General features: G+C 34.9%; 25 protein-coding genes. 23 read left to right on the forward strand and 2 right to left on the reverse strand.

Annotated features, from left to right (window positions below):
* Positions 1-4 precede the first annotated feature (4 nt).
* The 17 genes from JOD07_RS11890 to JOD07_RS11970 all read left to right on the forward strand — a co-directional run bounded on the left by JOD07_RS11890 (position 5) and on the right by JOD07_RS11970 (position 15,301).
* Positions 5-1,306, forward strand: coding sequence for a pyrimidine-nucleoside phosphorylase (locus tag JOD07_RS11890; RefSeq protein ID WP_158741566.1), 1,302 nt, complete (start codon positions 5-7; stop codon positions 1,304-1,306).
* Positions 1,307-1,444: 138 nt separating this feature from the next.
* Positions 1,445-2,635, forward strand: a complete 1,191-nt coding sequence (locus tag JOD07_RS11895) for a D-alanyl-D-alanine carboxypeptidase family protein (RefSeq protein ID WP_158741567.1) — start codon at positions 1,445-1,447, stop codon at positions 2,633-2,635.
* Between the two features lie 127 nt (positions 2,636-2,762).
* Complete coding sequence (locus tag JOD07_RS11900) at positions 2,763-3,377, forward strand: site-2 protease family protein (RefSeq protein WP_204614101.1); 615 nt, start codon at positions 2,763-2,765, stop codon at positions 3,375-3,377.
* An 18-nt stretch (positions 3,378-3,395) separates the two neighbouring features.
* Positions 3,396-4,175, forward strand: a complete 780-nt coding sequence (locus JOD07_RS11905; protein ID WP_158741569.1) for a segregation and condensation protein A — start codon at positions 3,396-3,398, stop codon at positions 4,173-4,175.
* Entirely contained in the window at positions 4,156-4,740 is a 585-nt protein-coding gene (gene scpB / locus JOD07_RS11910) for an SMC-Scp complex subunit ScpB (RefSeq protein WP_158741570.1), read from the forward strand. The genes JOD07_RS11905 and scpB overlap by 20 nt, the downstream gene beginning before the upstream one ends.
* Positions 4,741-4,831: 91 nt before the next feature.
* Positions 4,832-5,356 (forward strand): DUF2953 domain-containing protein, encoded by a 525-nt coding sequence (locus JOD07_RS11915; protein ID WP_158741571.1) that lies wholly within the window; start codon positions 4,832-4,834, stop codon positions 5,354-5,356.
* Complete coding sequence (gene ytfJ, locus JOD07_RS11920; protein WP_204614109.1) at positions 5,328-5,831, forward strand: GerW family sporulation protein; 504 nt, start codon at positions 5,328-5,330, stop codon at positions 5,829-5,831. The genes JOD07_RS11915 and ytfJ overlap by 29 nt, the downstream gene beginning before the upstream one ends.
* Before the next feature lie 66 nt (positions 5,832-5,897).
* Positions 5,898-7,085 (forward strand): D-alanyl-D-alanine carboxypeptidase family protein, encoded by a 1,188-nt coding sequence (locus JOD07_RS11925; protein ID WP_180322479.1) that lies wholly within the window; start codon positions 5,898-5,900, stop codon positions 7,083-7,085.
* A gap of 38 nt (positions 7,086-7,123) precedes the next feature.
* Positions 7,124-7,861 (forward strand): pseudouridine synthase, encoded by a 738-nt coding sequence (locus tag JOD07_RS11930; RefSeq protein WP_158741573.1) that lies wholly within the window; start codon positions 7,124-7,126, stop codon positions 7,859-7,861.
* A 22-nt stretch (positions 7,862-7,883) separates the two neighbouring features.
* Positions 7,884-8,711 (forward strand): polyamine aminopropyltransferase, encoded by an 828-nt coding sequence (gene speE / locus JOD07_RS11935; protein WP_158741574.1) that lies wholly within the window; start codon positions 7,884-7,886, stop codon positions 8,709-8,711.
* 10 nt (positions 8,712-8,721) lie between these two features.
* Entirely contained in the window at positions 8,722-9,594 is an 873-nt protein-coding gene (gene speB, locus JOD07_RS11940) for an agmatinase (RefSeq protein WP_158741575.1), read from the forward strand.
* Positions 9,595-9,602: 8 nt separating this feature from the next.
* Complete coding sequence (mnmM, locus tag JOD07_RS11945) at positions 9,603-10,166, forward strand: tRNA 5-(aminomethyl)-2-thiouridylate-methyltransferase MnmM (protein WP_243144632.1); 564 nt, start codon at positions 9,603-9,605, stop codon at positions 10,164-10,166.
* Positions 10,167-10,347: 181 nt separating this feature from the next.
* Positions 10,348-11,838 (forward strand): acyl-CoA carboxylase subunit beta, encoded by a 1,491-nt coding sequence (locus tag JOD07_RS11950; protein WP_465220795.1) that lies wholly within the window; start codon positions 10,348-10,350, stop codon positions 11,836-11,838.
* 19 nt (positions 11,839-11,857) lie between these two features.
* Positions 11,858-12,226, forward strand: a complete 369-nt coding sequence (locus tag JOD07_RS11955) for an OadG family protein (protein ID WP_158741577.1) — start codon at positions 11,858-11,860, stop codon at positions 12,224-12,226.
* A gap of 30 nt (positions 12,227-12,256) precedes the next feature.
* Positions 12,257-12,652 (forward strand): biotin/lipoyl-containing protein, encoded by a 396-nt coding sequence (locus tag JOD07_RS11960; protein ID WP_158741578.1) that lies wholly within the window; start codon positions 12,257-12,259, stop codon positions 12,650-12,652.
* 47 nt (positions 12,653-12,699) lie between these two features.
* On the forward strand, positions 12,700-13,860 hold the full coding sequence (locus tag JOD07_RS11965; protein WP_334299660.1) for a sodium ion-translocating decarboxylase subunit beta: 1,161 nt from the start codon (positions 12,700-12,702) through the stop codon (positions 13,858-13,860).
* Between the two features lie 25 nt (positions 13,861-13,885).
* The gene (locus tag JOD07_RS11970) at positions 13,886-15,301 is read left to right on the forward strand and encodes an oxaloacetate decarboxylase subunit alpha (protein ID WP_158741580.1); all 1,416 of its coding nucleotides are present in this window, start codon (positions 13,886-13,888) and stop codon (positions 15,299-15,301) included.
* A gap of 49 nt (positions 15,302-15,350) precedes the next feature.
* Here the strand turns inward: JOD07_RS11970 and JOD07_RS11975 are convergent, their stop codons facing one another.
* Positions 15,351-16,007: a hypothetical protein gene (locus tag JOD07_RS11975; protein WP_330636304.1), complete on the reverse strand. Its 657-nt coding sequence runs from the start codon at positions 16,005-16,007 to the stop codon at positions 15,351-15,353.
* A gap of 233 nt (positions 16,008-16,240) precedes the next feature.
* Here JOD07_RS11975 and JOD07_RS11980 point away from each other — a divergent pair, with 233 nt between their 5' ends.
* The 6 genes from JOD07_RS11980 (at position 16,241) to JOD07_RS12005 (ending at position 21,694) form a co-directional block, all read left to right on the forward strand.
* Positions 16,241-17,143 carry a MurR/RpiR family transcriptional regulator gene (locus JOD07_RS11980; protein WP_158741582.1) on the forward strand — a complete coding sequence of 301 codons (903 nt, stop codon included), beginning with the start codon at positions 16,241-16,243 and terminating at the stop codon, positions 17,141-17,143.
* A 9-nt stretch (positions 17,144-17,152) separates the two neighbouring features.
* Complete coding sequence (locus JOD07_RS11985; protein WP_158741583.1) at positions 17,153-17,770, forward strand: histidine phosphatase family protein; 618 nt, start codon at positions 17,153-17,155, stop codon at positions 17,768-17,770.
* A gap of 12 nt (positions 17,771-17,782) precedes the next feature.
* A complete protein-coding gene (aroH, locus tag JOD07_RS11990) occupies positions 17,783-18,145 on the forward strand; it encodes a chorismate mutase (protein WP_158741584.1) in 363 nt (120 codons plus the stop codon).
* Between the two features lie 57 nt (positions 18,146-18,202).
* Complete coding sequence (cmk, locus tag JOD07_RS11995) at positions 18,203-18,895, forward strand: (d)CMP kinase (RefSeq protein WP_158741585.1); 693 nt, start codon at positions 18,203-18,205, stop codon at positions 18,893-18,895.
* A gap of 11 nt (positions 18,896-18,906) precedes the next feature.
* A complete protein-coding gene (locus JOD07_RS12000; protein WP_204614114.1) occupies positions 18,907-20,847 on the forward strand; it encodes a bifunctional 4-hydroxy-3-methylbut-2-enyl diphosphate reductase/30S ribosomal protein S1 in 1,941 nt (646 codons plus the stop codon).
* Between the two features lie 64 nt (positions 20,848-20,911).
* Entirely contained in the window at positions 20,912-21,694 is a 783-nt protein-coding gene (locus tag JOD07_RS12005) for a CheR family methyltransferase (protein WP_204614115.1), read from the forward strand.
* A gap of 60 nt (positions 21,695-21,754) precedes the next feature.
* Here the strand turns inward: JOD07_RS12005 and JOD07_RS12010 are convergent, their stop codons facing one another.
* Positions 21,755-21,913 carry a hypothetical protein gene (locus JOD07_RS12010; RefSeq protein ID WP_158741588.1) on the reverse strand — a complete coding sequence of 53 codons (159 nt, stop codon included), beginning with the start codon at positions 21,911-21,913 and terminating at the stop codon, positions 21,755-21,757.
* Positions 21,914-22,432: the final 519 nt, after the last annotated feature.

Genomic DNA, 22,432 nt, shown 5'->3' on the forward strand with positions numbered 1-22,432 from the left:
AATCATGAGAATGTATGATCTCATATTAAAGAAAAGAAATGGCGAAGAATTAACTAAAGAAGAGATTGATTTTATCATTAGTGGATACGTACAGGGAGAAATACCGGATTATCAAATCTCGACATTTTTAATGGCAGTATATTTTAGGGGGATGACTAAGCAAGAGATTTCAAATCTTACGCTTTCTTTTGTTCACTCAGGAGATGTGGTTGATTTGTCTTCTATTGAAGGCATTAAAGTAGATAAACATTCTACCGGCGGGGTAGGAGACAAGATTAGCTTAATTATCATTCCTTTGGTTGCTTCCTTGGGCATTCCTGTTGCTAAAATGAGTGGAAGAGGACTAGGGCATACCGGTGGAACCATTGATAAATTAGAATCTATAGAAGGTTTCAGAACGGAACTGGATAGCAGTGAATTTATACACAATGTAAACACTTATAAAATGGCTATTGTAGGACAAACAGCCAACCTAACGCCTGCTGATAAGAAAATTTATGCTTTAAGGGATGTTACAGCGACAGTAGATAGTATTCCTTTAATTGCCAGCTCTATAATGAGCAAAAAAATTGCTTCAGGTTCCGATGCCATTGTATTAGATGTAAAAGTAGGATCCGGTGCATTTATGAAGAGCATAGATGATGCGGAAGAATTGGCAAGGACGATGGTTGATATAGGAAAATCTTTAAACAGGAAAACTATAGCAGTTCTTACCAATATGGATCAACCCCTTGGCCATGAGGTAGGAAATGCTAACGAAATAAAAGAAGTTATTGATGTATTAAGTAATAAAGGCGCTGAAGATGAAACTACTATTGCGCTGACCATTGCTTCTCATATGGCAGTACTGGGAGGAGCATACAATGATTTTGATTCAGCTTTCAGAGTTTTGAAAGCAAAAATTGAAAATGGAGAAGCCATCAATAAATTCAAAGAATTTATTAAAATTCAAGGAGGCAATCCAGAGGTTGTTGATCATCCTGAATTACTTCCTCAGGCAAAACATCACATCGAAATAAAAGCTTCTTCTTCAGGATATATCACATCCATCAATGCAGAAAGCATAGGAATTTCTGCTATGCTTTTGGGCGCAGGCCGAAGAACGAAAGAAGATAAGATCGATTTTGCCGCCGGAATTACTCTTACGAAGAAAATTGGGGACAAAGTAGATGTTGGAGAGACCATTTGCGTCTTACATACAAATCTTGAGAATACTAACGAAGCACAGAATATAGCAAAGGAAGCTTTCAGGATCAGTGAAGAAAAACCTGCTCCTGTAAAATATGTTTATAAAGTGATTCAATAAACTTTTAAATGGAATGGTTTTGGCCATTCCATTTTTTGTGGAAAGAATTACATCCCTTGTATTCATGTGCATATTTTATCAAAATTGGTCTACCCTAAATATAGAGAAAAACATAATAAGTGCATAAGGAGGTAGACTATGTCATTTTATAGACGTGTAGCAATTATACTTATAATCGTTTTGATGATCAATCTTGTACCTTTTAGTGTTGCAGAAGGGGAAGAAACAAGTCCGCAACAGGCCAATGCTGAAATTCAGATAGAATCTCCTGCTGCTGTACTTATGGAAGCAAAAACCGGTAAAGTTCTATTTGAAAAGAATATGCACGAAAAACGCTATCCAGCCAGTGTGACCAAAATTATGACACTTCTTCTGATCTATGAAGCAGTTGAAAACGGAAAAATCAGTTGGGATGATATAGTTACTGTCAGTGAACATGCAGGAAGTATGGGGGGCTCTCAGGTATATTTAGAGCCAAATGAACAGCAAACAGTGAAAACTTTAACCAAATGCATAGCAGTTGCATCTGCCAATGACGCTTCGGTGGCTATGGCAGAACATATTGCCGGAAGTGAAGAAGCTTTCGTTAAGATGATGAATGAAAAAGCTAAAGAATTGGGAATGAACGATACAAATTTTGTCAATGCCTGTGGTTTACATGATGATGCCCATGTGACATCTGCATATGATATTGCCTTGATGTCGCGAGAATTAATCAATAAATATCCTGAGATCCATGAACTTGCAACGATTTGGACAGATACCATTATTCATAAAACAAGAAGAGGAGAAGAAGAATTCGGCCTTACCAACACCAATAATTTGTTCAAATGGTATCCAGGAGCCAATGGACTTAAAACAGGTTTTACAAGTCAGTCTATGTATTGCTTGTCGGGAACGGCTGAAAGAGACGGACTGAGTTTAATCGCAGTTGTTATGGGAGCGAAAAGTAAACAAGCAAGAAATTCAGAAGTAGCTAAAATGTTAAACTATGGCTTTGCAAATTATGCGGTTATTCAAGGAGATCCGGTTGGAAAAGTAGTAGGCAGTGTCAAAGTATATAAGGGGAATGTACCTGCTGTAGATTGTGCAATTAAAAAAGATGTAAAATTATTGGTGAGCAAAAAAATAGCCAATCAAAAAATCGAATCAAAAGTTGAACTGCCGGAATATATTCAAGCTCCTGTAGAAAAAGGTATGAAAGTTGGAGAAATCATTTACTTATTCCAGGACAAAGAAGTTGGACGTTCAGATTTAGTTGCGACAGATTCTGTAAAGAAAGCAAGCCTGAAAACTATGATGAATGTACTATTGAAACAATGGTTCTAAGTTTTAAGCGCCTAAGAATTTTCTTAGGCGCTTAAAATTATATTTGAAATTTTTATGTTATACCTTTACAATATACCTAGTAAATATCTTAAAAATCTTTTGATTAACACTAAAAGGAGGACGGATTTTGAACAATCCTATATTGGAAATAATTATAAAAATACTAGGAATATTGGTAGGAGTTACTTTTCATGAATTTGCCCATGGACTGATGGCATATTGCTTCGGGGATAAAACACCGAAAAAAGAAGGGAGACTAACACTTAATCCAATATCTCATATTGATCCTATAGGCCTAATATTGCTGTTTTTTATGAATTTTGGATGGTCCAGACCAATACATACAAATCCCACGAATTTTAAGAATAGAAAACCAGCAATGATTATGGTATCATTAGCTGGTTGTATAGCTAATTTACTTATAGCAGTTGTATTCGCAATGATATTAAAGCTTTTGAATGTGTATAACATAGAATATGATTTGTTTTTTCAAATTTTGCTCTATGGAATCTATATCAATATAGTATTGGCAATTTTTAATTTAATTCCCATACCTCCTATGGACGGCTCAAAAATATTATTTAATCTTATTCCTCCAAGGACCTATTTTAAAATTATACAGTATGAATATATACTGCAGATTATCTTGATCATACTTTTACTGATTGGCGCTATTCCTATGCTTTTAAACCCAATAGTTTTGCAGATATATAATTTTTTAATCAAGCTGATTGGATTATAATGAAAAGGGGTACAAGATTTGAGTATTACAGTAAAATTAGAAGCATTTGAAGGCCCTTTTGATTTGCTTTTTCATTTGATAGAGAAGAATAAAATCAATATCTATGATATACCAATAGCCCTTATTACAGACCAATTTATGGAATACGTGGATGCAATGCAGGAAAGAAATATGGACAATATGAGTGAGTTTTTAGTGATGGCTGCAACCCTTTTAGAAATCAAATCTAAAATGTTGCTGCCGATTCCTAAAAAAGAAGAGGAAGAAGAAGAGGATCCAAGAGAAGAATTGGTGAATAAACTCTTGGAGTATAAGAAAATCAAACATTTCTCAGAAGAATTAAAGATGAGGCAAGTAGAAGCACAAAAGGTGTTTTATAGAAATTCAACATTGCCGCAGCATGTAAAAAATATGCTTCAGGATGTACCGGTAGAGATTTCTGAGATTTTGGATGGTATTACGCTCCAAAATATGTTTTCTATTTTTCAGGACTTATTGAAGAGAAAAGAAAGAAAGATTGATACTGTACGAAGTGGGTTTAAATCTGTTCAAAGAGATGTTTATAAAATTGAAGATAAAATTACATATATTATGGATTTATTGGTGATATACCCTGTTATTCATTTTCATGAATTATTTTATGAAGACTCAGACAAAATGGAAATTGTCGTGACTTTTTTGGCTTTATTGGAATTAATAAGAAGTAAAAAAGTTAAAATTGAACAAAAATACCCATTCAAAGATATTTTGATTATGACGTATGATGGGATGGATGTAAATGAAACTGACGAAAGATGAGGCTGCGATAGAAGCAATTTTATTTATATCGGGAGAAGCTGTTTCACTGAAAAAATTATCTGAAATTATTCAAAAAGATCTCCATACAACGAGAAATATTATTGAGAATTTGATTGCCAGGTACAGGGATGAAGGGCGGGGTATTCAGATTATTGAAGTGAATAATGCATTTCAAATGTGTACAAGTCCTCAGTTTTTTGAGTTAATTCAATCTTTTTATCAAAATCCTAAAAAATTTAATATGACTCAGGCTCTTTTAGAAACTTTAGCAATCATTGCTTACAAACAGCCTGTAACTAAGGCTGATATTGAAGAAATCAGAGGGGTACGCTCTGATCACGTAGTTAATAAATTAATAGAGTATAATCTGGTTTGTGAAGTGGGGAGAATGGAAGCACCAGGCAAGCCGATTTTATTTGGAACGACGGAGGAGTTTTTAAGATATTTTGGTTTTAAAAATATCAATGAACTTCCTCAGCTTCAAGAAGAATTGCTGAAACAGCTTCAGAAAGAAGTGCAAAATGAAGTAAAGCAAATAGGGTTATTTGATGACCAAGAGGAGTGAAAAGCTTCTTTTGGTCATTTTTGTTTTTTGCATGGTTTATTGATCTTGGGGAAAAATAAATTTAAATGTAACAAAATAAGCAGGTGAAATCTTGAAAGTAATCATTCATTATGAAAAAAGAGGCGAGAATCAGGATTTAACCGTAAGTGTATATTTATTTCGGTATATTAGAATTTACAAACTTAATCTTGTTGAATATATGCAGACTAAAATTGAGGAATATCTAAAGGGAAATTATAGCAAGTTTTTTTCAACAAAATCATACATAAACTATAAAAATTCAGCAAAAATAATATGGAATAGAATTGAAAAATTTAAGAAGCATATATACATCAATTCCCTGGATTTGAAGTTGCATCTTGGTACAGGTGATCCGGCTGTTACAGCTCTTCTTTATGGTTTAATTTACAGCATACTGCCCAATATAGTTTATTTTGTTCATCAATTCATTACAATAAAAAAACATTATTATCGAATACTTCCTCAATTTGATTCTTCCGCGACCAATATTTCATTGACTTGTGAGATGATGATTCATCCTGTTTTCGTCGTTTATCAGTATTTTATTACAAAAAGGAGGCTTAAAGATGACAAATTCGAATCAACATCCCATTGAATCCTTGATGAAAACTGCAATGAGCAATATAAAAGAAATGGTTGAAGTCAATACGGTAGTAGGGGATCCAATAGAAACTGCTGAAGGAACAGTGATTATGCCTATCACAAAAGCTACATTCGGCTTTGCCGCGGGAGGAGCTGAGTATGGGACTGCTATGAGGGATGACGGATCTAGTGATGAAGGAAGTGGTCATTCCGAAAGATTCCCCTTTGGAGGAGGAAGCGGTGCCGGAGTCTGTATTCAGCCAGTCGCATTTATGGTGGTTGAAGATGGTAAGGTGCAAATAAGGCATGTAAATTATCACTTTGGAACCATGTCAAAAGTAATGGAAGAAGTACCGGAACTTATTGGCAAATTAGGAACTTATTTTAATTCAAAAGGGAAAAGTAAAGGAAAAGTGAAAGATGAGAGCAAAGAAAATAGTGAAAAGAACTTAACAAAAGTATTGGAAGTTTATGAATCTGAGAAATAAAATTTCTGCATAAAATAAGCTGTTACCTTTTATGATAAATATAAGGATTTTTAAAAGGAGTAAGGTATGACTAAAAGGAAATTCAGACTGATGATATCTGTTATATTACTTCTTATATTTGCATCTCCAGCTTATGGAGCAGAAAGCAATGAGCCTAAAGTAGAAGCACAATCAGCTATTCTAATAGAAGCGGATACAGGGCGAATACTGTGGGAAAAAAATGCCCATGAACCAAGGCCAATGGCAAGTACAACAAAAATCATGACATGTATCCTTGCGTTAGAAAGTGGAATGCTTGACGATATTGTTACAGTAAGCAAAAGAGCTGCCCTGGCTCCAGAAGTAAAACTTCGACTAAAAGCCGGAGAAAAACAGAGATTGGAAGACCTGCTCTATGCGCTGATGATGAAATCATCTAATGATGCTGCCGTTGCAATTGCTGAGCATATCAGTGGTTCTGTAGAAGCATTTTGTGAAAAAATGACTCAAAAAGCAAAAGAGCTGGGAGCAAAAAATACAGTTTTTAGAACCCCTAATGGACTGGATGCAGATGGACATCAGTCTACAGCATATGATTTGGCATTGATTACCCGTTATGCAATGAAAAATCCTAAATTTGTTGAAATCATTAATACAAGACAGATTACCATCCCTAAGGAAGGGAATTTTCGCTCTTATTATTTAAGTAATGCAAATAGATTTTTATATGAATATCCCGGAGCAAATGGCGTAAAAACTGGTTATACAGGTAAAGCAGGTTATTGCTTTGTAGGCGCTGCCAATCAAAATGGAATGCAGCTCATTTCTGTTGTACTTGCCAGCGGATGGGGATCCAGAGGAAAAGAGCAAAAATGGGTTGATACCAAGAGAATCATGAATTATGGTTTTCAGAATTACAAGAAGGTTTGTCTTTTAGAAAAAAATAAACTTCTTAAAACGATACCTGTAGAACGGGCAAAAGAAACCAGCGTCTCTTTATATTCTGACAAAACTATTGTTTCCGTCCTAAATGAAGAGGAAAAGTCTAAAGTCCAAATAAAAATTGATGTCCCACAGTCTGTGGAAGCCCCGGTAACTAAAGGGCAGGAAATTGGAAGGGCGAAAGTGATTTTAGGGGATGAGATTCTAGGAACTGTGTCATTGGTTGCCGACAGAGACATTGAGAGACATGACTTTCCAGCATGTATAAAGAAAGTATTAAATAATTGGTTAAGATTGACCAAGTACGGTATAATAATAGGTGAAAAGGAATGACCTTTAGCCTATTATTTTTTTATGAGGGGAAGGAACATATGAATACTGAAAAGAAAAAAACAGCAGAGGTTAGACTTCAGAAGTTTTTAGCAGATGCAGGAATTGCATCGAGAAGAAAAGCGGAAGAGTATATTCTTCAAGGTAAAGTAAAGGTAAATGGTCAGGTTGTCACCAGTTTAGGTACAAAAATAAATCCTGATCAGGATATTGTTTACTATAATGATAAAAAAGTAGAAATTAAAAAAAAGAAGATATATCTTTTGTTGAATAAACCCGAAAATTATGTTACAACTGTAAATGACCAGTTTAATAGGCCGACGGTTATGAATTTACTCCATTCTGTACCAGAGAGAGTTTATCCTGTTGGTCGACTGGATTATAATACATCCGGACTTCTGCTGCTTACTAATGATGGGGATTTAACTTATAAAATTACCCATCCAAAACACCATATTGATAAGGTGTATCTGGCAACCGTTAAGGGGATTCCCAGTGAAGCTTCATTGAATAAGCTGAGACGAGGAGTTGTGATAGACGATTATAAAACAGCTCCTGCAAAGGTTGAGATGATTCATACATCTTCAAATAATGCCACCCTTCAAATTACGATCCATGAAGGAAGAAACAGGCAGGTCAGAAAGATGTGCGAAGCTATAGGACATCCTGTAATTCGCTTAAAAAGGATTGCCATTGGAAAAATTTTGTTGGGAGATCTTCCTGTAGGCAAATATCGAAGTCTGACACCAAAAGAGATTGATTACTTAAAAAACATATAAACTTTATGAAAGGAGCAAGTCAATGGAACTTTGGTTTACTGAAAAGCAAACTGAAAATTTTGGTATCACTGCTAAGGTGATTCAAAGCCTTCATACGGAAAAAACGCAGTATCAGCAGTTGGATATGATCCAAACTAAAGAATTTGGTAACATGCTGGTATTGGATGGGATGGTGATGACTACCGAAAAAGATGAATTTGTATATCATGAAATGGTGACCCATCCAGTGCTTTTTACTCATCCTAATCCGAAAAACGTTTTAGTTGTCGGAGGCGGAGATGGAGGAGCTATAAGAGAAGTTTTAAAACATCCAGAAGTAGAAAAGGTTGTTTTAGTTGAGATTGATGGAAAAGTAATCGAATACTCTAAAAAGTATCTTCCAAGCATAGCAGGCAAATTAGATGATGAAAGAGTACAAGTATTGATTGACGACGGATTTATGCACATACATAAAAATAAAAATAAATATGACGTGATCATGGTTGATTCTACTGAACCGGTAGGGCCAGCAGCTCCGCTGTTTGAGAGAGGTTTTTATCAAGGTATTTATGAAACTTTAAAAGAAGATGGTATATTTGTCGCGCAGACTGACAATCCTTGGTTTAAAGGAGAACTTATTAAAAAAGTTTTCAAAGATGTCAAAGAAATCTTCCCTATTACAAAACTTTATACCTGTAATATTCCTACTTATCCCAGTGGTATGTGGACATTTACAATAGGTTCTAAAAAATATGATCCGGAGGCTGTTGACATTACAGCAATCCCTGATATAGATACCAAATATTATACACCGCAGATTCACAAAGCATGTTTTGTATTACCAAGATTTGTTGAATTATTAACTAAGTAGGAGAATGTGTATGAGCATACTAAAGAATAAACAGACGCTTTTTCCGCATTTTATGGGTTCAGCTGAAAAGTATGAAGACGCAGATATCATTTTATTTGGTGTGCCAATGGACTTTACAACCAGCTTCAGACCTGGTACAAGGCAAGGGCCCATGAAGATTCGAGAAGTATCCATAGGTATCGAAGAATATAGCTTTTACCAAAATAAAAGTCTGGAAGATATTTCTTATTATGACGGCGGTGACTTGGATCTTCCTTTTGGGAATGTGGACAAATGTTTGTCGCTTATTTCACAAGCAACAAAGGAAGTATTGGATGATCACAAACTTCCTATAGTAATAGGGGGAGAGCATTTAATAAGTCTTCCTGTCATTCAGGAAGTTTACAATAAATATAAAAAGGATTTGGTACTTATTCATATTGATGCTCATGCTGATCTCAGAGAAGACTATATTGGAGAAAACAGATCCCATGCAACAGTAATAAGACGCTGTTGTGATTTTATCAATCCTAAGAATATCTATCAATTTGGCATTCGTTCCGGAACAAAAGAAGAGTTTGAATTTGCTAAAAAGAATCTGAACTTCTATCCCTTTGAGGTATTGGAACCGCTTAAAGGATGCATTGAGAAATTAAAAGGCAGACCGATTCATGTTACCTTAGATATCGATGTTTTGGACCCTGCATATGCTTGTGCTACTGGAACACCTGAAGCTGGAGGGATATCGTCAAAGGAAATGATTGAGAGTATTTTGCTTTTTAATTCTCTTAATATCGTAGGGTTTGATTTGGTTGAAGTTTCTCCTGTATACGATGTGGCTGACCGTACTTCTCTATTAGCAGCTAAACTGATTAGAGAAATGATGCTCATAGTATCAAAGTAGGTGATGAATTGTTTTTAAATACCAAATTAACAGAAATGATTCATGAAATACTAAGACCAATCATTAAGCCGGGAGATTTGGTAGTAGATGCAACACTTGGTAACGGCTTTGATACGTTGTTTTTGGCAAAAGCGGTAGGACCTCAGGGAAAGGTTATTGGATTTGACATTCAGGAGTGCGCTATTGAGAATGTGAGAAGAAGATTGGAAAATGAAGGATTACTGGAACGAGTCAGCCTCATTCAAGACAGTCATAGCAATATTGACAAATATATTTTTGAACCTATTGGGGGAGCTATGTTCAATTTGGGTTATTTACCTGGTGGAGATAAAGAATTGATCACGAAACCTCAATCGACTGTAGAAGCATTAGAAAAGACTTCTTGCTTGTTATCCCGGGGAGGATTTATTACTATATTAAGTTACTGGGGACATGCTGGCGGAAAAGATGAAAAAGAAGCCGTTGAAAAATTTCTAAGCAAGCTGGACAATAAAATATTTCTTACTGCAAAGTTTAAATTTCTAAACCGTTCAGGGAATCCACCAGTTATTTATCTAGTTCAAAAGTTATAAAAAAGTTATAAATTTAATATATTTTATATTTTTAAAGTACTTGCATGGATTAGAATAATAATGTAGAATAAACTTGGCGATTGTTGCGTTTTTTGAGAGCCTAAAATTTAAAAATGGAGGGTTATAAATGAGTACATTGTCTAAAGTAAATGAACTCGATGCACGTCGTTCTGCAATAAAAATGGGCGGCGGTGAAGCAGAAATCAAGAAGCTTCACACTGATGGCAAGTTGACTGCTAGAGAACGCATCGAAAAATTTCTTGATGAAAACAGTTTTGTAGAAATTGGTACATTTGTTACACACCGTTCTACAGCCTTCAATATGGCAGATAAAGAGGCTCCTGCTGATGGAGTTGTAACAGGTTATGGTACTGTTGAAGGGCGATTGGTATATGTATATAGCCAGGATTCTACTGTGCTTGGAGGATCTGTGGGTGAAATGCATGCACAAAAGATTAATTCTCTTTACGATCAAGCAATGAAAATGGGAGCTCCAATCGTTGCATTTTTAGACTCAGCTGGATTGAGACTCCAGGAAAGTGTAGATGGTCTGGATGGCTATGGAAAGCTGTTTTTGCGACAATCCCTTGCATCTGGAGTGATCCCTCAAATCTCTGTTATTCTCGGAGATTGCGTAGGTGGAGCTGGATTTATACCGGGACTTTCAGATTTTACTTTTATGGTTTCTAAAAATGCAAGATTGTTTATGAACAGCCCAAATACAATTGAAGGTCCAGAAGGTAAAAGTGCAACTTTTGATACTATAGGAAGTGCCAAAGTACATAGTGAAAAGAGTGGAATGGTACATTTCCAATATGATAAAGAAGAAGAGTGCATTGAGAATGTAAGAAAATTAATTGCTTATCTTCCTGCGAATAATTTGGAAGATGCACCTGTTTATGAAGTAAATGATGATTTAAATCGTGTGGATTCTGTTTTGAATTCCATTGTTCCAGATGATTTGAATGCATCTTTTGATATTAAGACAGTTATAAGATCTCTGGCTGATGACAGAGAACTTTTTGAAGTACAAGCCCAATTTGCTAAAAATCTTGTGGTTGGTTTCATTCGTCTTAATGGAAGCACTGTAGGAATAGTAGCTAACCAGTCTCAAGAAGAAGGTGGACTGCTAGACAGTAAAGCTGCCCAAAAAGGAGCTGAATTCATCCAATTCTGTGATGCCTTTAATATTCCTATTGTTTCTATTACAGATGTGGCAGGCTTTAGGGCTTCTGTTGAAGAAGAGCAAAGAGGAGTATTAAAGCAAAGCAGTAAGCTGGTATATGCATTTGCTCATGCAACAGTTCCAAAAGTAAATGTCATTGTAAGAAAAGCTTTCGGAAGTGCTTATATTGCAATGAACAGTAAACATATAGGTGCTGATATTGTTTTTGCTTGGCCAACTGCTCAAATTTCTGTGATGAATCCGGAAGGGGCAGTAAATATTATGTATGCGGAAGAATTAAAAACATCCGAAGATCCTCACAGCTTAAGAGCAGAAAAAATTGAAGAGTTCTCTGCTATGCAAGCTAGTCCATATACAGTTGCCGCAAGAGGATACATTGATGATATTATTGAACCGGCGGCTACAAGAAAACGCGTAATTGCAGCTTTAGAAATGCTTTATAGTAAAAGAGAGCAAAGATCAACTAAAAAGCATGGCACGGTTTAAATAAACGTGAGGTGATAAAATGGAAGAATTTATTCATGGTTTAATGGTAACAGTCATTGGTATGGGAGTAACATTTCTGGCTTTGATTGCTTTATCCTTCATTCTTGATCTCTTTCGTGTTCTTGCCGAAGGTCCTTCCAGTAAAAAAGTAGAAGCACCAAAGCAAGAAGCAACAGTTATTGAAGAAACAGCGGTCAAAGAAGAAGCATCAGAAGAAATTATTGAGCAAGATGATTTAGAATTAATTGCTGTGATTACTGCAGCGATCGCAGCCAGTTTAGAAACTTCTACAGATCAATTAAGAGTGCGTTCTTTCAGAAGAATTAATTCTAATGGTTCGGCGTGGAACAAAGCAGGCCGAATGAATCAAGTTCAAAATACATTTTAATTAAGTTCTAATATTAAAGGAGGAGTTAAAATGAGAAAATTTCAAGTTACAGTAAATGGAAATATATATGAAGTTGAAGTGGAAGAATTACAAGGAGGTCAAGCAGTGACTCCAGCAGCGGCACCAGCAACTGCGGCACCTGCACCAGCGGCACCTGCAGCTCCAAAAGTAGCGCCACAAAAAGCTTCTGCACCAGCAGCAGTACCAGCAGGTGCTACAAAAGTTACTTCCCCAATGCCTGGAACAATTTTAGACATTAAAGTAAGTGTAGGAGATAGCGTAAAAGTAGGAGATACAATAGCTATTCTTGAAGCAATGAAAATGGAAAATGAAATTGTTGCAACAGCTGACGGTAAAATAGCTTCTATCAATACATCCAAAGGAGCGTCTGTAAATACAGGAGACTTAATCGCAACCATCGGCTAATATCCTGACCATCATTTGAAAAGGAGGGAGCAAGTCAAATGAACTTTATAAACATGATCGTAGATACGTTAGGAGATTTGTATTCTACTTCTGGTTTTGCCGGCTTAACGATAAGCAGTGTCATTATGATTGGCGTTTCATTGGTTTTAATATATCTTGCAATTAAAAAAGAGTATGAGCCTTTGTTATTGTTACCAATTTCTTTCGGAATGTTGCTCACGAATTTACCTCTGGCAGGAATGATGTCAGGTCCTTCCAATGGTGAAGTAGGCGGTATTCTTTATTATTTATATCAAGGCGTTAAATTAGGAATTTTCCCACCTCTTATTTTCTTGGGAGTAGGAGCGATGACGGATTTTGGCCCCCTGATTGCAAATCCAAGAAGTATTTTATTAGGAGCAGCAGCTCAATTTGGAATTTTCTTTGCATTCATTGGAGCTTTGTTATTAAAACACGTTATACCAGCAATTAACTTTACCGGTGCAGAAGCGGCTAGTATTGGTATTATCGGAGGGGCAGACGGTCCAACAGCGATTTATCTAACATCCAGACTAGCCCCGCACTTATTAGGACCTATTGCTGTAGCTGCTTATTCTTATATGGCTTTGGTGCCTATTATTCAGCCACCAATCATGAGAGCGTTAACAACTCCAGAAGAAAGAAAAGTAAAAATGGAACAGTTAAGACCTGTTTCTCAAAATGAAAAAATTATATTTCCAATTATCGTTACAATATTAGTTTCTCTCTTGCTTCCATCAGCAGCACCTCTTATAGGAATGCTTATGTTTGGTAACTTAATGAGAGAAAGCGGTGTTGTAGGTAAATTAGTTGAAACAGCATCCAATGCTTTGATGTATATCATAACAATATTCTTAGGTACTACTGTTGGCGCAACAGCCAGTGCAGAAAACTTTTTAAATCCAAAAACTTTAGGTATTATAGCCCTTGGTTTGGTAGCTTTTTCAATTGGAACAGCGGCTGGAGTTCTTTTTGGTAAAATCATGTATAAAGTATCTGGAGGAAAAGTCAATCCTCTGATCGGTGCAGCGGGGGTTTCTGCAGTACCTATGGCAGCCCGTGTGGCACAAAAAGTAGGTAAAGAAGAAAATCCAACGAATTTCTTACTGATGCATGCGATGGGACCGAACGTTGCAGGAGTTATAGGTTCGGCAGTTGCAGCAGGAGTATTATTGTCAATCTTCGGTTAATATAATCTAAGAAGGAGGTAGAACGATGTCAGAACAAGTTCAAAATAGACCAGTAAAAATTACAGATACTACATTTCGTGATGCGCATCAATCTTTGATTGCAACACGAATGAAAACTGAAGAAATGCTTCCTATAGCAGAAAAAATGGACCAAGTAGGCTTCTACTCTATGGAAGTATGGGGAGGCGCAACATTTGATGCATGTTTACGCTTCTTAAAAGAAGATCCATGGGAACGTTTAAGAAAACTAAGAGCAGCTATAAAAAACACAAAACTCCAGATGTTATTAAGAGGACAAAATATTTTGGGATATCGTCACTATGCAGATGATGTTGTTGAATATTTCGTTCAAAAAAGTATTGCAAATGGAATTGATATCATCCGTATATTTGATGCGTTAAATGATGCAAGAAATCTGGAAACTGCCATAAAGGCAACCAAAAAAGAAAAAGGTCATGCGCAAGTTGCTATTTCTTATACTTTAAGTGAAGTACATACACTTGAATACTATGTGAAATTAGCAAAGCAATTTGAAAACATGGGAGCAGATTCAATTTGTATTAAGGATATGGCAGGATTATTACTTCCATATGATTCATATGAATTGGTATCTGCCTTAAAGCAAGCTGTAAAAATCCCTATTGAACTCCACGGACATTATACCAGTGGCGTTGTAGCAATGACTTATATGAAGGGTGTTGAAGCTGGAGCTGATATCATTGATACAGCTATGTCACCTTTCTCTATGGGAACTTCTCAGCCAGCTACAGAAGTAATGGTGGAAACCTTCAGAGGTACTCCATATGATTCTGGCCTTAATCAGGAAATATTATCCGAGATTGCAGAATACTTCAGACCTCTTCGCGAAAAAGCAATGGAAGAAGGACTTCTTGATCCTAAAGTATTGGGTGTTGATATTAAGACCCTTATGTACCAGGTTCCAGGAGGTATGTTGTCCAACTTGGTTTCACAGCTTAAGAAACAAAATGCGGAAGATCGTTTCTATGAAGTGTTACAAGAAATCCCAAGAGTTCGTGCAGATTTTGGATATCCTCCATTAGTAACTCCATCCAGCCAAATTGTAGGAACTCAAGCGGTTTTAAATGTATTAATGAATCAAAGATATAAAATGGTTACAAAAGAATCTAAAGCGCTTGTTCGTGGTGAATATGGAAAAACTCCAGTGCCTATTTCAGAAGAAGTTAGAAAAATGGTTATTGGAGACGAAGAACCTATTACATGTCGCCCTGCCGATTTATTAGAGCCTGAATTAGAAAAAATTGAAGCAGAAATGAAGCAATATAAAGAACAGGACGAAGATGTTTTATCTTATGCATTGTTCCCACAAGTGGCAGAAGAATTCTTTAAATATCGTCAAGCACAAAAAACAAAGGTTGACCCTGCTTTAGCAGATACAGCAAATAAAGTTTATCCAGTATAATAAATAAAGGAGTTTTGAAAAACTATAAAGAGTTTTTCAAAACTCCTTTTTAACAGTGTTTATGAAGAAAGATCTGATTGGGACGATTACTTTCATATTTAATAATTTTAACCTTTTCAGAATGTTTTAGTTTTTTACCGCATCTAAGGCAGTAATATTCTCTTTTTGAAGGAAGATAATCATATTCAATTTCTAAAGGAAGTCTTCCGTATTTTTCCCAGCTTTTCCAGCCGACTTTACATAAAAGCCTTCTGTGATCATAGTCTGCATAAACCCATTTTAAAATGCGGTGAAAATGAAAAGGATATTTTGTATATTTTATAAATGCTTCAGGAAATCCTAATGAAATTACATATTCTTCAAAACTTTTTTCTACTTTTTCCTGCAAAGGACCTGTTATAACTGTATTTTTCCAGATATAATTTTTTTCATCCAGCCATTTTCTTAACTCGTCAAACATATAGCCTCTACAGATTTCTATTGGTTCATCTTTTCTTACATTTAATTTCTTAAAGCCTCTTTGGACTATTTTCACTACATATCTCAGATAAGCCTTCTTCTTCATATTAGCTTTTGAATAATATTTCAGAGGGATGACTTCATCGAAATATTCTCCTGTTTCAATACGATACATTCCAATGATTGTTCCTCCAATTAAGCTGCCACTGCCAGCATCATCTATTTGAATCAAGAAAATCAGCTCCACCATTCATTTTTCTAAAAATTAGCAGAAAAAACTTTGCCCGACTATTCAACTGTAATAATAAATACTAATTTTATTTTTAATACATAGTTCATGGAGATTAAATCAGACTTCTTCTTTTTACATAATATTATTTGTAAAAATTGATTTTTTATATATAATAATGTTATGAAATATCTTTTACTTGTTCATTCAAATGGATGAAAATTAATTATTACAAGATGTGAGGGAACGACATGCATAAAAAGAATGATTTAATTCAGAGAATTCAAAGTAGTCTGCCTAAGCTCAGTAAAGGTCAAAAATTGATTGCAAATTATATTTTGAATCATTACGATAAAGCAGTGTTTTTAACTGCTGCTAAATTAGGCAGTATTGTGGGAGTTAGCGAGTCAACAGTAGTTAGATTTGCCAATGAATTAGGCTATGATGGATATCCAAAACTGCAGAGGGCATTAGAAGAATTAGTAAAGAATCGACTTACTGCTGTTCAAAGGATGGAAGTTGCATCCGATCGTTTAGAGCATCAACATGTATTAAGATATGTGCTTCAATCGGATGCAGATAAAATTAAATATACTTTGGAAGAAATTGACGAACAGGTTTTTGATGAATCTGTAAATGCAATTCTTAATGCCCGAAAAATATATATATTAGGCGTTAGAAGTTCCGCTGCTTTGGCCAGTTTTTTAGGATTTTATTTCAATCTGCTGTTTGATAATGTGAAATTAATCCATACAAACAGTGTAAGTGAAATGTTTGAGCAAATTCATAAATTGAGTTCTGAAGATGTTGTTATAGGAATTAGTTTTCCAAGATATTCAAAACGTACTTTAAAGGCAATGGAATTTGCCAAATCACAAAATGCCACAGTGATCACTATTACAGACAGTCCACTGTCTCCAATGACACAATATGCCACTTACAGTTTGCTGGCCAGAAGTGATATGGCTTCTTTTGTAGATTCTCTGGTGGCTCCAATGAGTGTACTTAATGCTTTAATTGTTGCCATCAGTTTAAAGAAGAAAGATGAAATATCAGAAACATTAAGTAAACTCGAAAAAATTTGGACAGAATACCAAGTGTATGACAATGAAGATGAAGACTTGAATTTAACTTATTCATTAAATAAAAAGTAGGGTGAACACATGACAAAATTCTATTTAATAAGACATGGAGAGACTGAATGGAATGTTCAAAATAGATATCAAGGGATTACAGACATTCCTTTAAGTTCTGTCGGTAAATTGCAGGCACAAGCTATTGCGACCAGGATGAAAGATTATGAAGTAGATGCGATTTATGCTTCTGATTTATCAAGAGCTTTCGTTACAGCAAAAAGTATTGCCAAAGAGAAGAATTTGGAAGTCCGAACCCTTCCCCAGTTAAGGGAAATTAATTTCGGAGAATGGGAAGGTTATACGATGACTGAGCTTGAGGAAATATATGGGGATGACTATAAGAGATTTTTTATGGAGCCTCATAAATATCCATTTCCAGGGGAAGGATCTATGGAAGCGGTCCAAATGAGAGTAAAAAAAGCAGTAGAAATCATCACTTCAAATCATGATCATCAAAAGGTTGTTATTGTTTCCCATGGGGGAATATTAAAAGTTCTGATTATGACTTTATTAGAACTGGATTTATCTTTTTACAAAAGTTTTTGGCTAGGAAATACATCGCTTTCTATACTTGACCAAAAGGATACGGGCAAATGGGTATTAAGCTCATTAAATGACCGATGCCATTTAAATACTATGAAATAGGAGAAATCAACTATGTCTGTAGCTGTAATACGAGGAGCAATTACAATAGAAAAAAACACAGAGGAAGATATTCTTCAAAATACTACAATTCTTTTACAAGAAATCATGGCCAGGAACAATCTCAAAATTGAGGATATAATATCTATTATTTTTACTGCAACAGATGATATTGATGCTGCATATCCTGCGGTTGCAGCAAGAAAGTTAAATATCATTCATGCAGGACTGATGTGTTTTCAAGAAATGAAAGTTCAAAACAGTTTAAAAATGTGCATACGAGTGATGGTTCAGATTAAAACAGAAAAGACACAAGATCAGATGAAGCATGTGTATTTAAAGAAAGCAACAGTGCTAAGACCGGATTTGCTAAAGTAAAAAATTTTATTCCAATCAGGGTGGGCAATGTTTTTGACAGAATAGGGAGGAAGAAAGATGAAGTATTTTTCAATAGCAATTGATGGACCCGCAGGAGCTGGTAAAAGTACAATTGCTAAAATGATAGCCAAAAAACTAAATATTATATATGTAGATACTGGCGCCATGTATCGTACAGTAGCACTATATTGTATCAAGCATGGCATACAATGTACTGATAAAGACAATGTTGAAAAGATTTTAAATCAAATAGAAATAAAAATTCTATATAAAGATCATACGCAAAGAATATTTTTAAACGATGAAGATGTATCAGATATAATTCGTACTCAGGAAATCTCCCAGGGCGCTTCAGATGTTGCTACGATTCAGGCTGTGCGTGTTAAAATGGTAGAATTGCAAAGAAATCTTGCCAAAAGCGCTTCAGTTGTCATGGATGGAAGAGATATAGGTACGTATGTATTACCTAATGCTGACTTAAAAATATTCCTTACTGCCAGTGTAGAGGAACGGGCCAGCAGAAGATATAAAGAATTGACGCAAAAAGGCATAGAATGCAGTCTGAGTAAGATTAAAGAAGAGATTGAAGCACGAGATAAAAATGATACCTGCAGAGAATGCTCTCCTCTAAGAAAAGCAGAGGATGCTGTTGAAGTAGATACAACAGGAAAAACGATACAAGAGGTTGTAGATCAAATTATTTCCTTAATCCCTAAGCAATACGACATTAATAACGATGACACAATTTAAGGAGGAGAATAATGGAAATTATTGTAGCTCATACTGCAGGATTTTGTTTTGGTGTAAATCGTGCAGTGGATTCTGTGTATAAGAATATAGGTCAACAACCTTTATATACTTATGGCCCTATTATACATAATCCTCAGGTAGTAGGGGAGTTAAGAGAAAAAAATGTTATTCCAGTGAATTCTCTTGATGAAGTGGAAGAAGGGACCATTATTATACGATCCCATGGGGTTTCAAAAGATGTATATGATACCATCAACAGAAAGGGATTGACTTACATTGACTCAACATGCCCTTATGTAAAAAGAATCCATAAGATTGTGGACGAATATTCGAAAAAAGGGTATCAAGTGATGATTGTAGGGGATAGAGAGCATCCAGAAGTTCAAGGAATATCAGGATGGAGCAATGGTGAAACAATAATTGTAGAAAAGACAGAAGATTTAGAAGGATTGAATCTTTCAAAGACTAAACCGATTTGTTTAGTGTCTCAGACAACCTACAGGGAAGATAGATTTGAAAGTATATTAAAAGCCCTTAAAGATCATCAGTATGAAGTAGAAGGCTTTAACACAATATGCAAAGCGACCTCTGATAGACAGCAGGAAGCAGTAAAAATTGCAAAAATGGTTGACAAAATGATTGTAATTGGTGGTCGTGACAGTTCTAATACAAAGAAATTATACGAAATTTGCAAAAAATTTTGCAAAGAAACTTATCATATAGAGACGCTGGAAGATTTAGAGTTGAATAAATTTAATTCTAATGATAAAATTGGAATAACTGCAGGGGCCTCAACTCCTGCTCGTATAATAAAGGAGGTTATTACAGCAATGAACGATTTAGAAAATCATGGCAATGAAAGTTTTGAAGAATTGTTGAATCAGTCTTTTGTTACATTAAGAAGTGGCCAAATTGTAAAAGGAACGGTTATTCATGTTACGGATTCTGAAGTATCCGTTAATTTGGGATATAAATCTGATGGAATTATTTCAAAGTCTGAGATTTCCAATGATTCAAGTTTGAGTCCAAAAGATGTGGTTAAGCTTGGGGACGAAATAGATGTATATGTTTTAAGAGTAAATGACAGCGAAGGTATTGTTGAATTATCGAAAAAACGAGTAGATGCTCAAAAGGGATGGGAAACTGTCAAAAAGGCTTATGAAGAAGGTACCATTTTAACTGGAAAAGTTGTAGAAGTAGTTAACGGTGGTGTAATTGCCATATCTCATGAAGTAAGAGTATTTATACCTGCTTCTTTATTAGGTTCAAAATACAGTAAAGATTTAAATCAATTGATCGGAAAAGACATAGAATTTAAAGTTTCTAAAATTGATGCAAAAAGAAAAAGAGTAGTAGGCGACCATAAGCAAATTTATATGGAAGAATTTAAAAAGAAAAAAGAAGAAATATTCAATTCGCTTGAAGTGGGACAAAAGGTAGAAGGAACTGTAAGAAATATTACGAACTTTGGTGCGTTTATTGATTTAGGTGGAATAGATGGTCTGATCCATATTTCACAAATGTCCTGGAAGAAAATTCAACATCCTGAAGAAGTTCTTAAGGTAGGTCAGGAAGTAGAAGCAACTGTATTGAAAATTGATAAAGATAAGGAAAAAATATCTTTGACATTAAAAGATGAAAAAAGCAATCCTTGGTTTAAAATAGAAGAAAAATATCCCGTTGGTTCTATTGTTAAAGGTAAAGTTGTTCGAATGGTGCCCTTTGGTGCTTTTGTTGAATTGGAACCCGGAGTAGATGGATTGGTTCACATTTCTCAAATTGCTAATAAACATGTGGTTAAGCCTGAAGATGAGCTTAAATTGGGAGAAGTTATTGACGTAAAAGTTCTTGAGATCAATAAGGATGAGAAGAAGATTAGCTTAAGCAAAAAGCAGGCGGAAGTTCAGCAAGCAGAGGTTCAGCCAGAAGAAACTAATGTTTCAGAAGAGTAGTATATTTTGATAGTTATTTTCTTATCCCTTAGTGATGATATTTTAAGTTTAGGGGAGATTTTTCATGATTAAGACATATGAAGATTTTAAAAAAGAGATATTACGGATGTCAGGAATTGATTTGAATAGTTATAAAGAGAGACAAATGAAACGCCGGATAGATGCTTTGATCAAAAAAAATAATTATAACGATTATGAGCCTTATGTTATGGCTTTAAAAACCAATAAAGAACTTTATAATGAGTTTATTAATTATTTGACGATTAATGTTTCGGAATTTTTTCGGAATCCTCCACAATGGGAAGTGTTGGAAAAAGAAGTGATTCCTTATTTATTGAAGAGATCCTCTTCTTTAAAGATATGGAGTGCGGCTTGTTCAACAGGAGATGAACCATATTCTTTAGCCATGCTTCTGACTAAATTCTTTCCTTTATCTAAGATTAGAATATTGGCTACCGATATCGACAGACAAGTATTAGAAAAAGCACGAATGGGCTTATATAACAAAAAAAGTATCGAAGGTGTTCCTAAAGAGTTTTTATCAAAATATTTTGAGAAAACAGGTGAATCTTATAAGATTTCTGATGAATTAAAACGATGTATCGATTTTAGACAGCACAATTTATTAAAAGATCCTTATCCGGATCAATGTGATTTAATTATATGCAGAAATGTACTGATTTATTTTACAGAAGAGGCAAAGGATGAAATTTATAAGAAGTTTAATAAATCTTTAAAAACTGGTGGCGTATTATTTGTAGGAAGCACTGAGCAAATAATATTGTCTCATAAATATGCTTTAACCCCAATTAAAACATTTTTTTATAAAAAGGAAGCAGATTTATAACTTAGGTGATTCTTTTTAGCATAAGCAGCAATAAAAAAGGATGGGTGACCCCATCCTTTTTTATTGCTGCTTATGTTTCTTATCTGTTTTAAATGTCATTAGTTCCTGTGCGGATTCCGTATCCAATAATAAATCTTTTGGATTATTGGTATGATTCTGTTTATCCTGATTTCTTGAAGTATGGGTAGGATCCGGATTCTTTGATTTAACTTTAGACATTATCTTACCTCCTATATTGATTTAAGTATATTATTTCCTCATTTTACACAGGAATATGTACGATGATAGAACATGTCGTTAACAGTATAAATAGATATCATATGGATAATAATTCGCATAAAACTTATTGACACGTGGAATAATTAATGATAAAATACATCTTCGTCAGTCAAAGTTAAGAAAAACTTGAACTATATAGTGTTATTTAATGTAAAAGATATTTTGAAAAAGTTCTTTAAAAAAAGTATTGACAAAGAGATCTGTTCTTTGCTATAATGACATTTGTCGACACGATTTGACAAGCTCATCCACAAATGCTACAGATTGGATGAAAAAATAAAATCGAAAAAGTGTTGACAAAGCAAAAAAGATGTGATAAGATATTATTCGTTGTCGCGAAAAACGCGAAGAAATAAATACCAAATAACATCATCGATCTTTGAAAACTAAACAGCACACCAAATAAAACCCAATCAATTCCATTGATTGAAGGATAGAAAAAGCTAGCAAAAACTAGCA

It is taken from the genome of Defluviitalea raffinosedens (assembly GCF_016908775.1).
GTDB lineage: Bacteria > Bacillota > Clostridia > Lachnospirales > Defluviitaleaceae > Defluviitalea > Defluviitalea raffinosedens.

Bases quoted from the DNA above. Each gene is read 5' to 3' on its own strand.
- JOD07_RS11890 (WP_158741566.1), top strand. From the start codon at position 5: ATGAGAATGTATGATCTCATATTAAAGAAAAGAAATGGCGAAGAATTA.
- JOD07_RS11895 (WP_158741567.1), top strand. From the start codon at position 1,445: ATGTCATTTTATAGACGTGTAGCAATTATACTTATAATCGTTTTGATG.
- scpB (WP_158741570.1), top strand. From the start codon at position 4,156: ATGAAACTGACGAAAGATGAGGCTGCGATAGAAGCAATTTTATTTATA.
- ytfJ (WP_204614109.1), top strand. From the start codon at position 5,328: ATGACAAATTCGAATCAACATCCCATTGAATCCTTGATGAAAACTGCA.
- JOD07_RS11925 (WP_180322479.1), top strand. From the start codon at position 5,898: ATGACTAAAAGGAAATTCAGACTGATGATATCTGTTATATTACTTCTT.
- JOD07_RS11930 (WP_158741573.1), top strand. From the start codon at position 7,124: ATGAATACTGAAAAGAAAAAAACAGCAGAGGTTAGACTTCAGAAGTTT.
- speE (WP_158741574.1), top strand. From the start codon at position 7,884: ATGGAACTTTGGTTTACTGAAAAGCAAACTGAAAATTTTGGTATCACT.
- speB (WP_158741575.1), top strand. From the start codon at position 8,722: ATGAGCATACTAAAGAATAAACAGACGCTTTTTCCGCATTTTATGGGT.
- JOD07_RS11950 (WP_465220795.1), top strand. From the start codon at position 10,348: ATGGGCGGCGGTGAAGCAGAAATCAAGAAGCTTCACACTGATGGCAAG.
- JOD07_RS11955 (WP_158741577.1), top strand. From the start codon at position 11,858: ATGGAAGAATTTATTCATGGTTTAATGGTAACAGTCATTGGTATGGGA.
- JOD07_RS11960 (WP_158741578.1), top strand. From the start codon at position 12,257: ATGAGAAAATTTCAAGTTACAGTAAATGGAAATATATATGAAGTTGAA.
- JOD07_RS11970 (WP_158741580.1), top strand. From the start codon at position 13,886: ATGTCAGAACAAGTTCAAAATAGACCAGTAAAAATTACAGATACTACA.
- JOD07_RS11980 (WP_158741582.1), top strand. From the start codon at position 16,241: ATGCATAAAAAGAATGATTTAATTCAGAGAATTCAAAGTAGTCTGCCT.
- JOD07_RS11985 (WP_158741583.1), top strand. From the start codon at position 17,153: ATGACAAAATTCTATTTAATAAGACATGGAGAGACTGAATGGAATGTT.
- aroH (WP_158741584.1), top strand. From the start codon at position 17,783: ATGTCTGTAGCTGTAATACGAGGAGCAATTACAATAGAAAAAAACACA.
- cmk (WP_158741585.1), top strand. From the start codon at position 18,203: ATGAAGTATTTTTCAATAGCAATTGATGGACCCGCAGGAGCTGGTAAA.
- JOD07_RS12000 (WP_204614114.1), top strand. From the start codon at position 18,907: ATGGAAATTATTGTAGCTCATACTGCAGGATTTTGTTTTGGTGTAAAT.
- JOD07_RS12005 (WP_204614115.1), top strand. From the start codon at position 20,912: ATGATTAAGACATATGAAGATTTTAAAAAAGAGATATTACGGATGTCA.
- JOD07_RS12010 (WP_158741588.1), bottom strand. From the start codon at position 21,913: ATGTCTAAAGTTAAATCAAAGAATCCGGATCCTACCCATACTTCAAGA.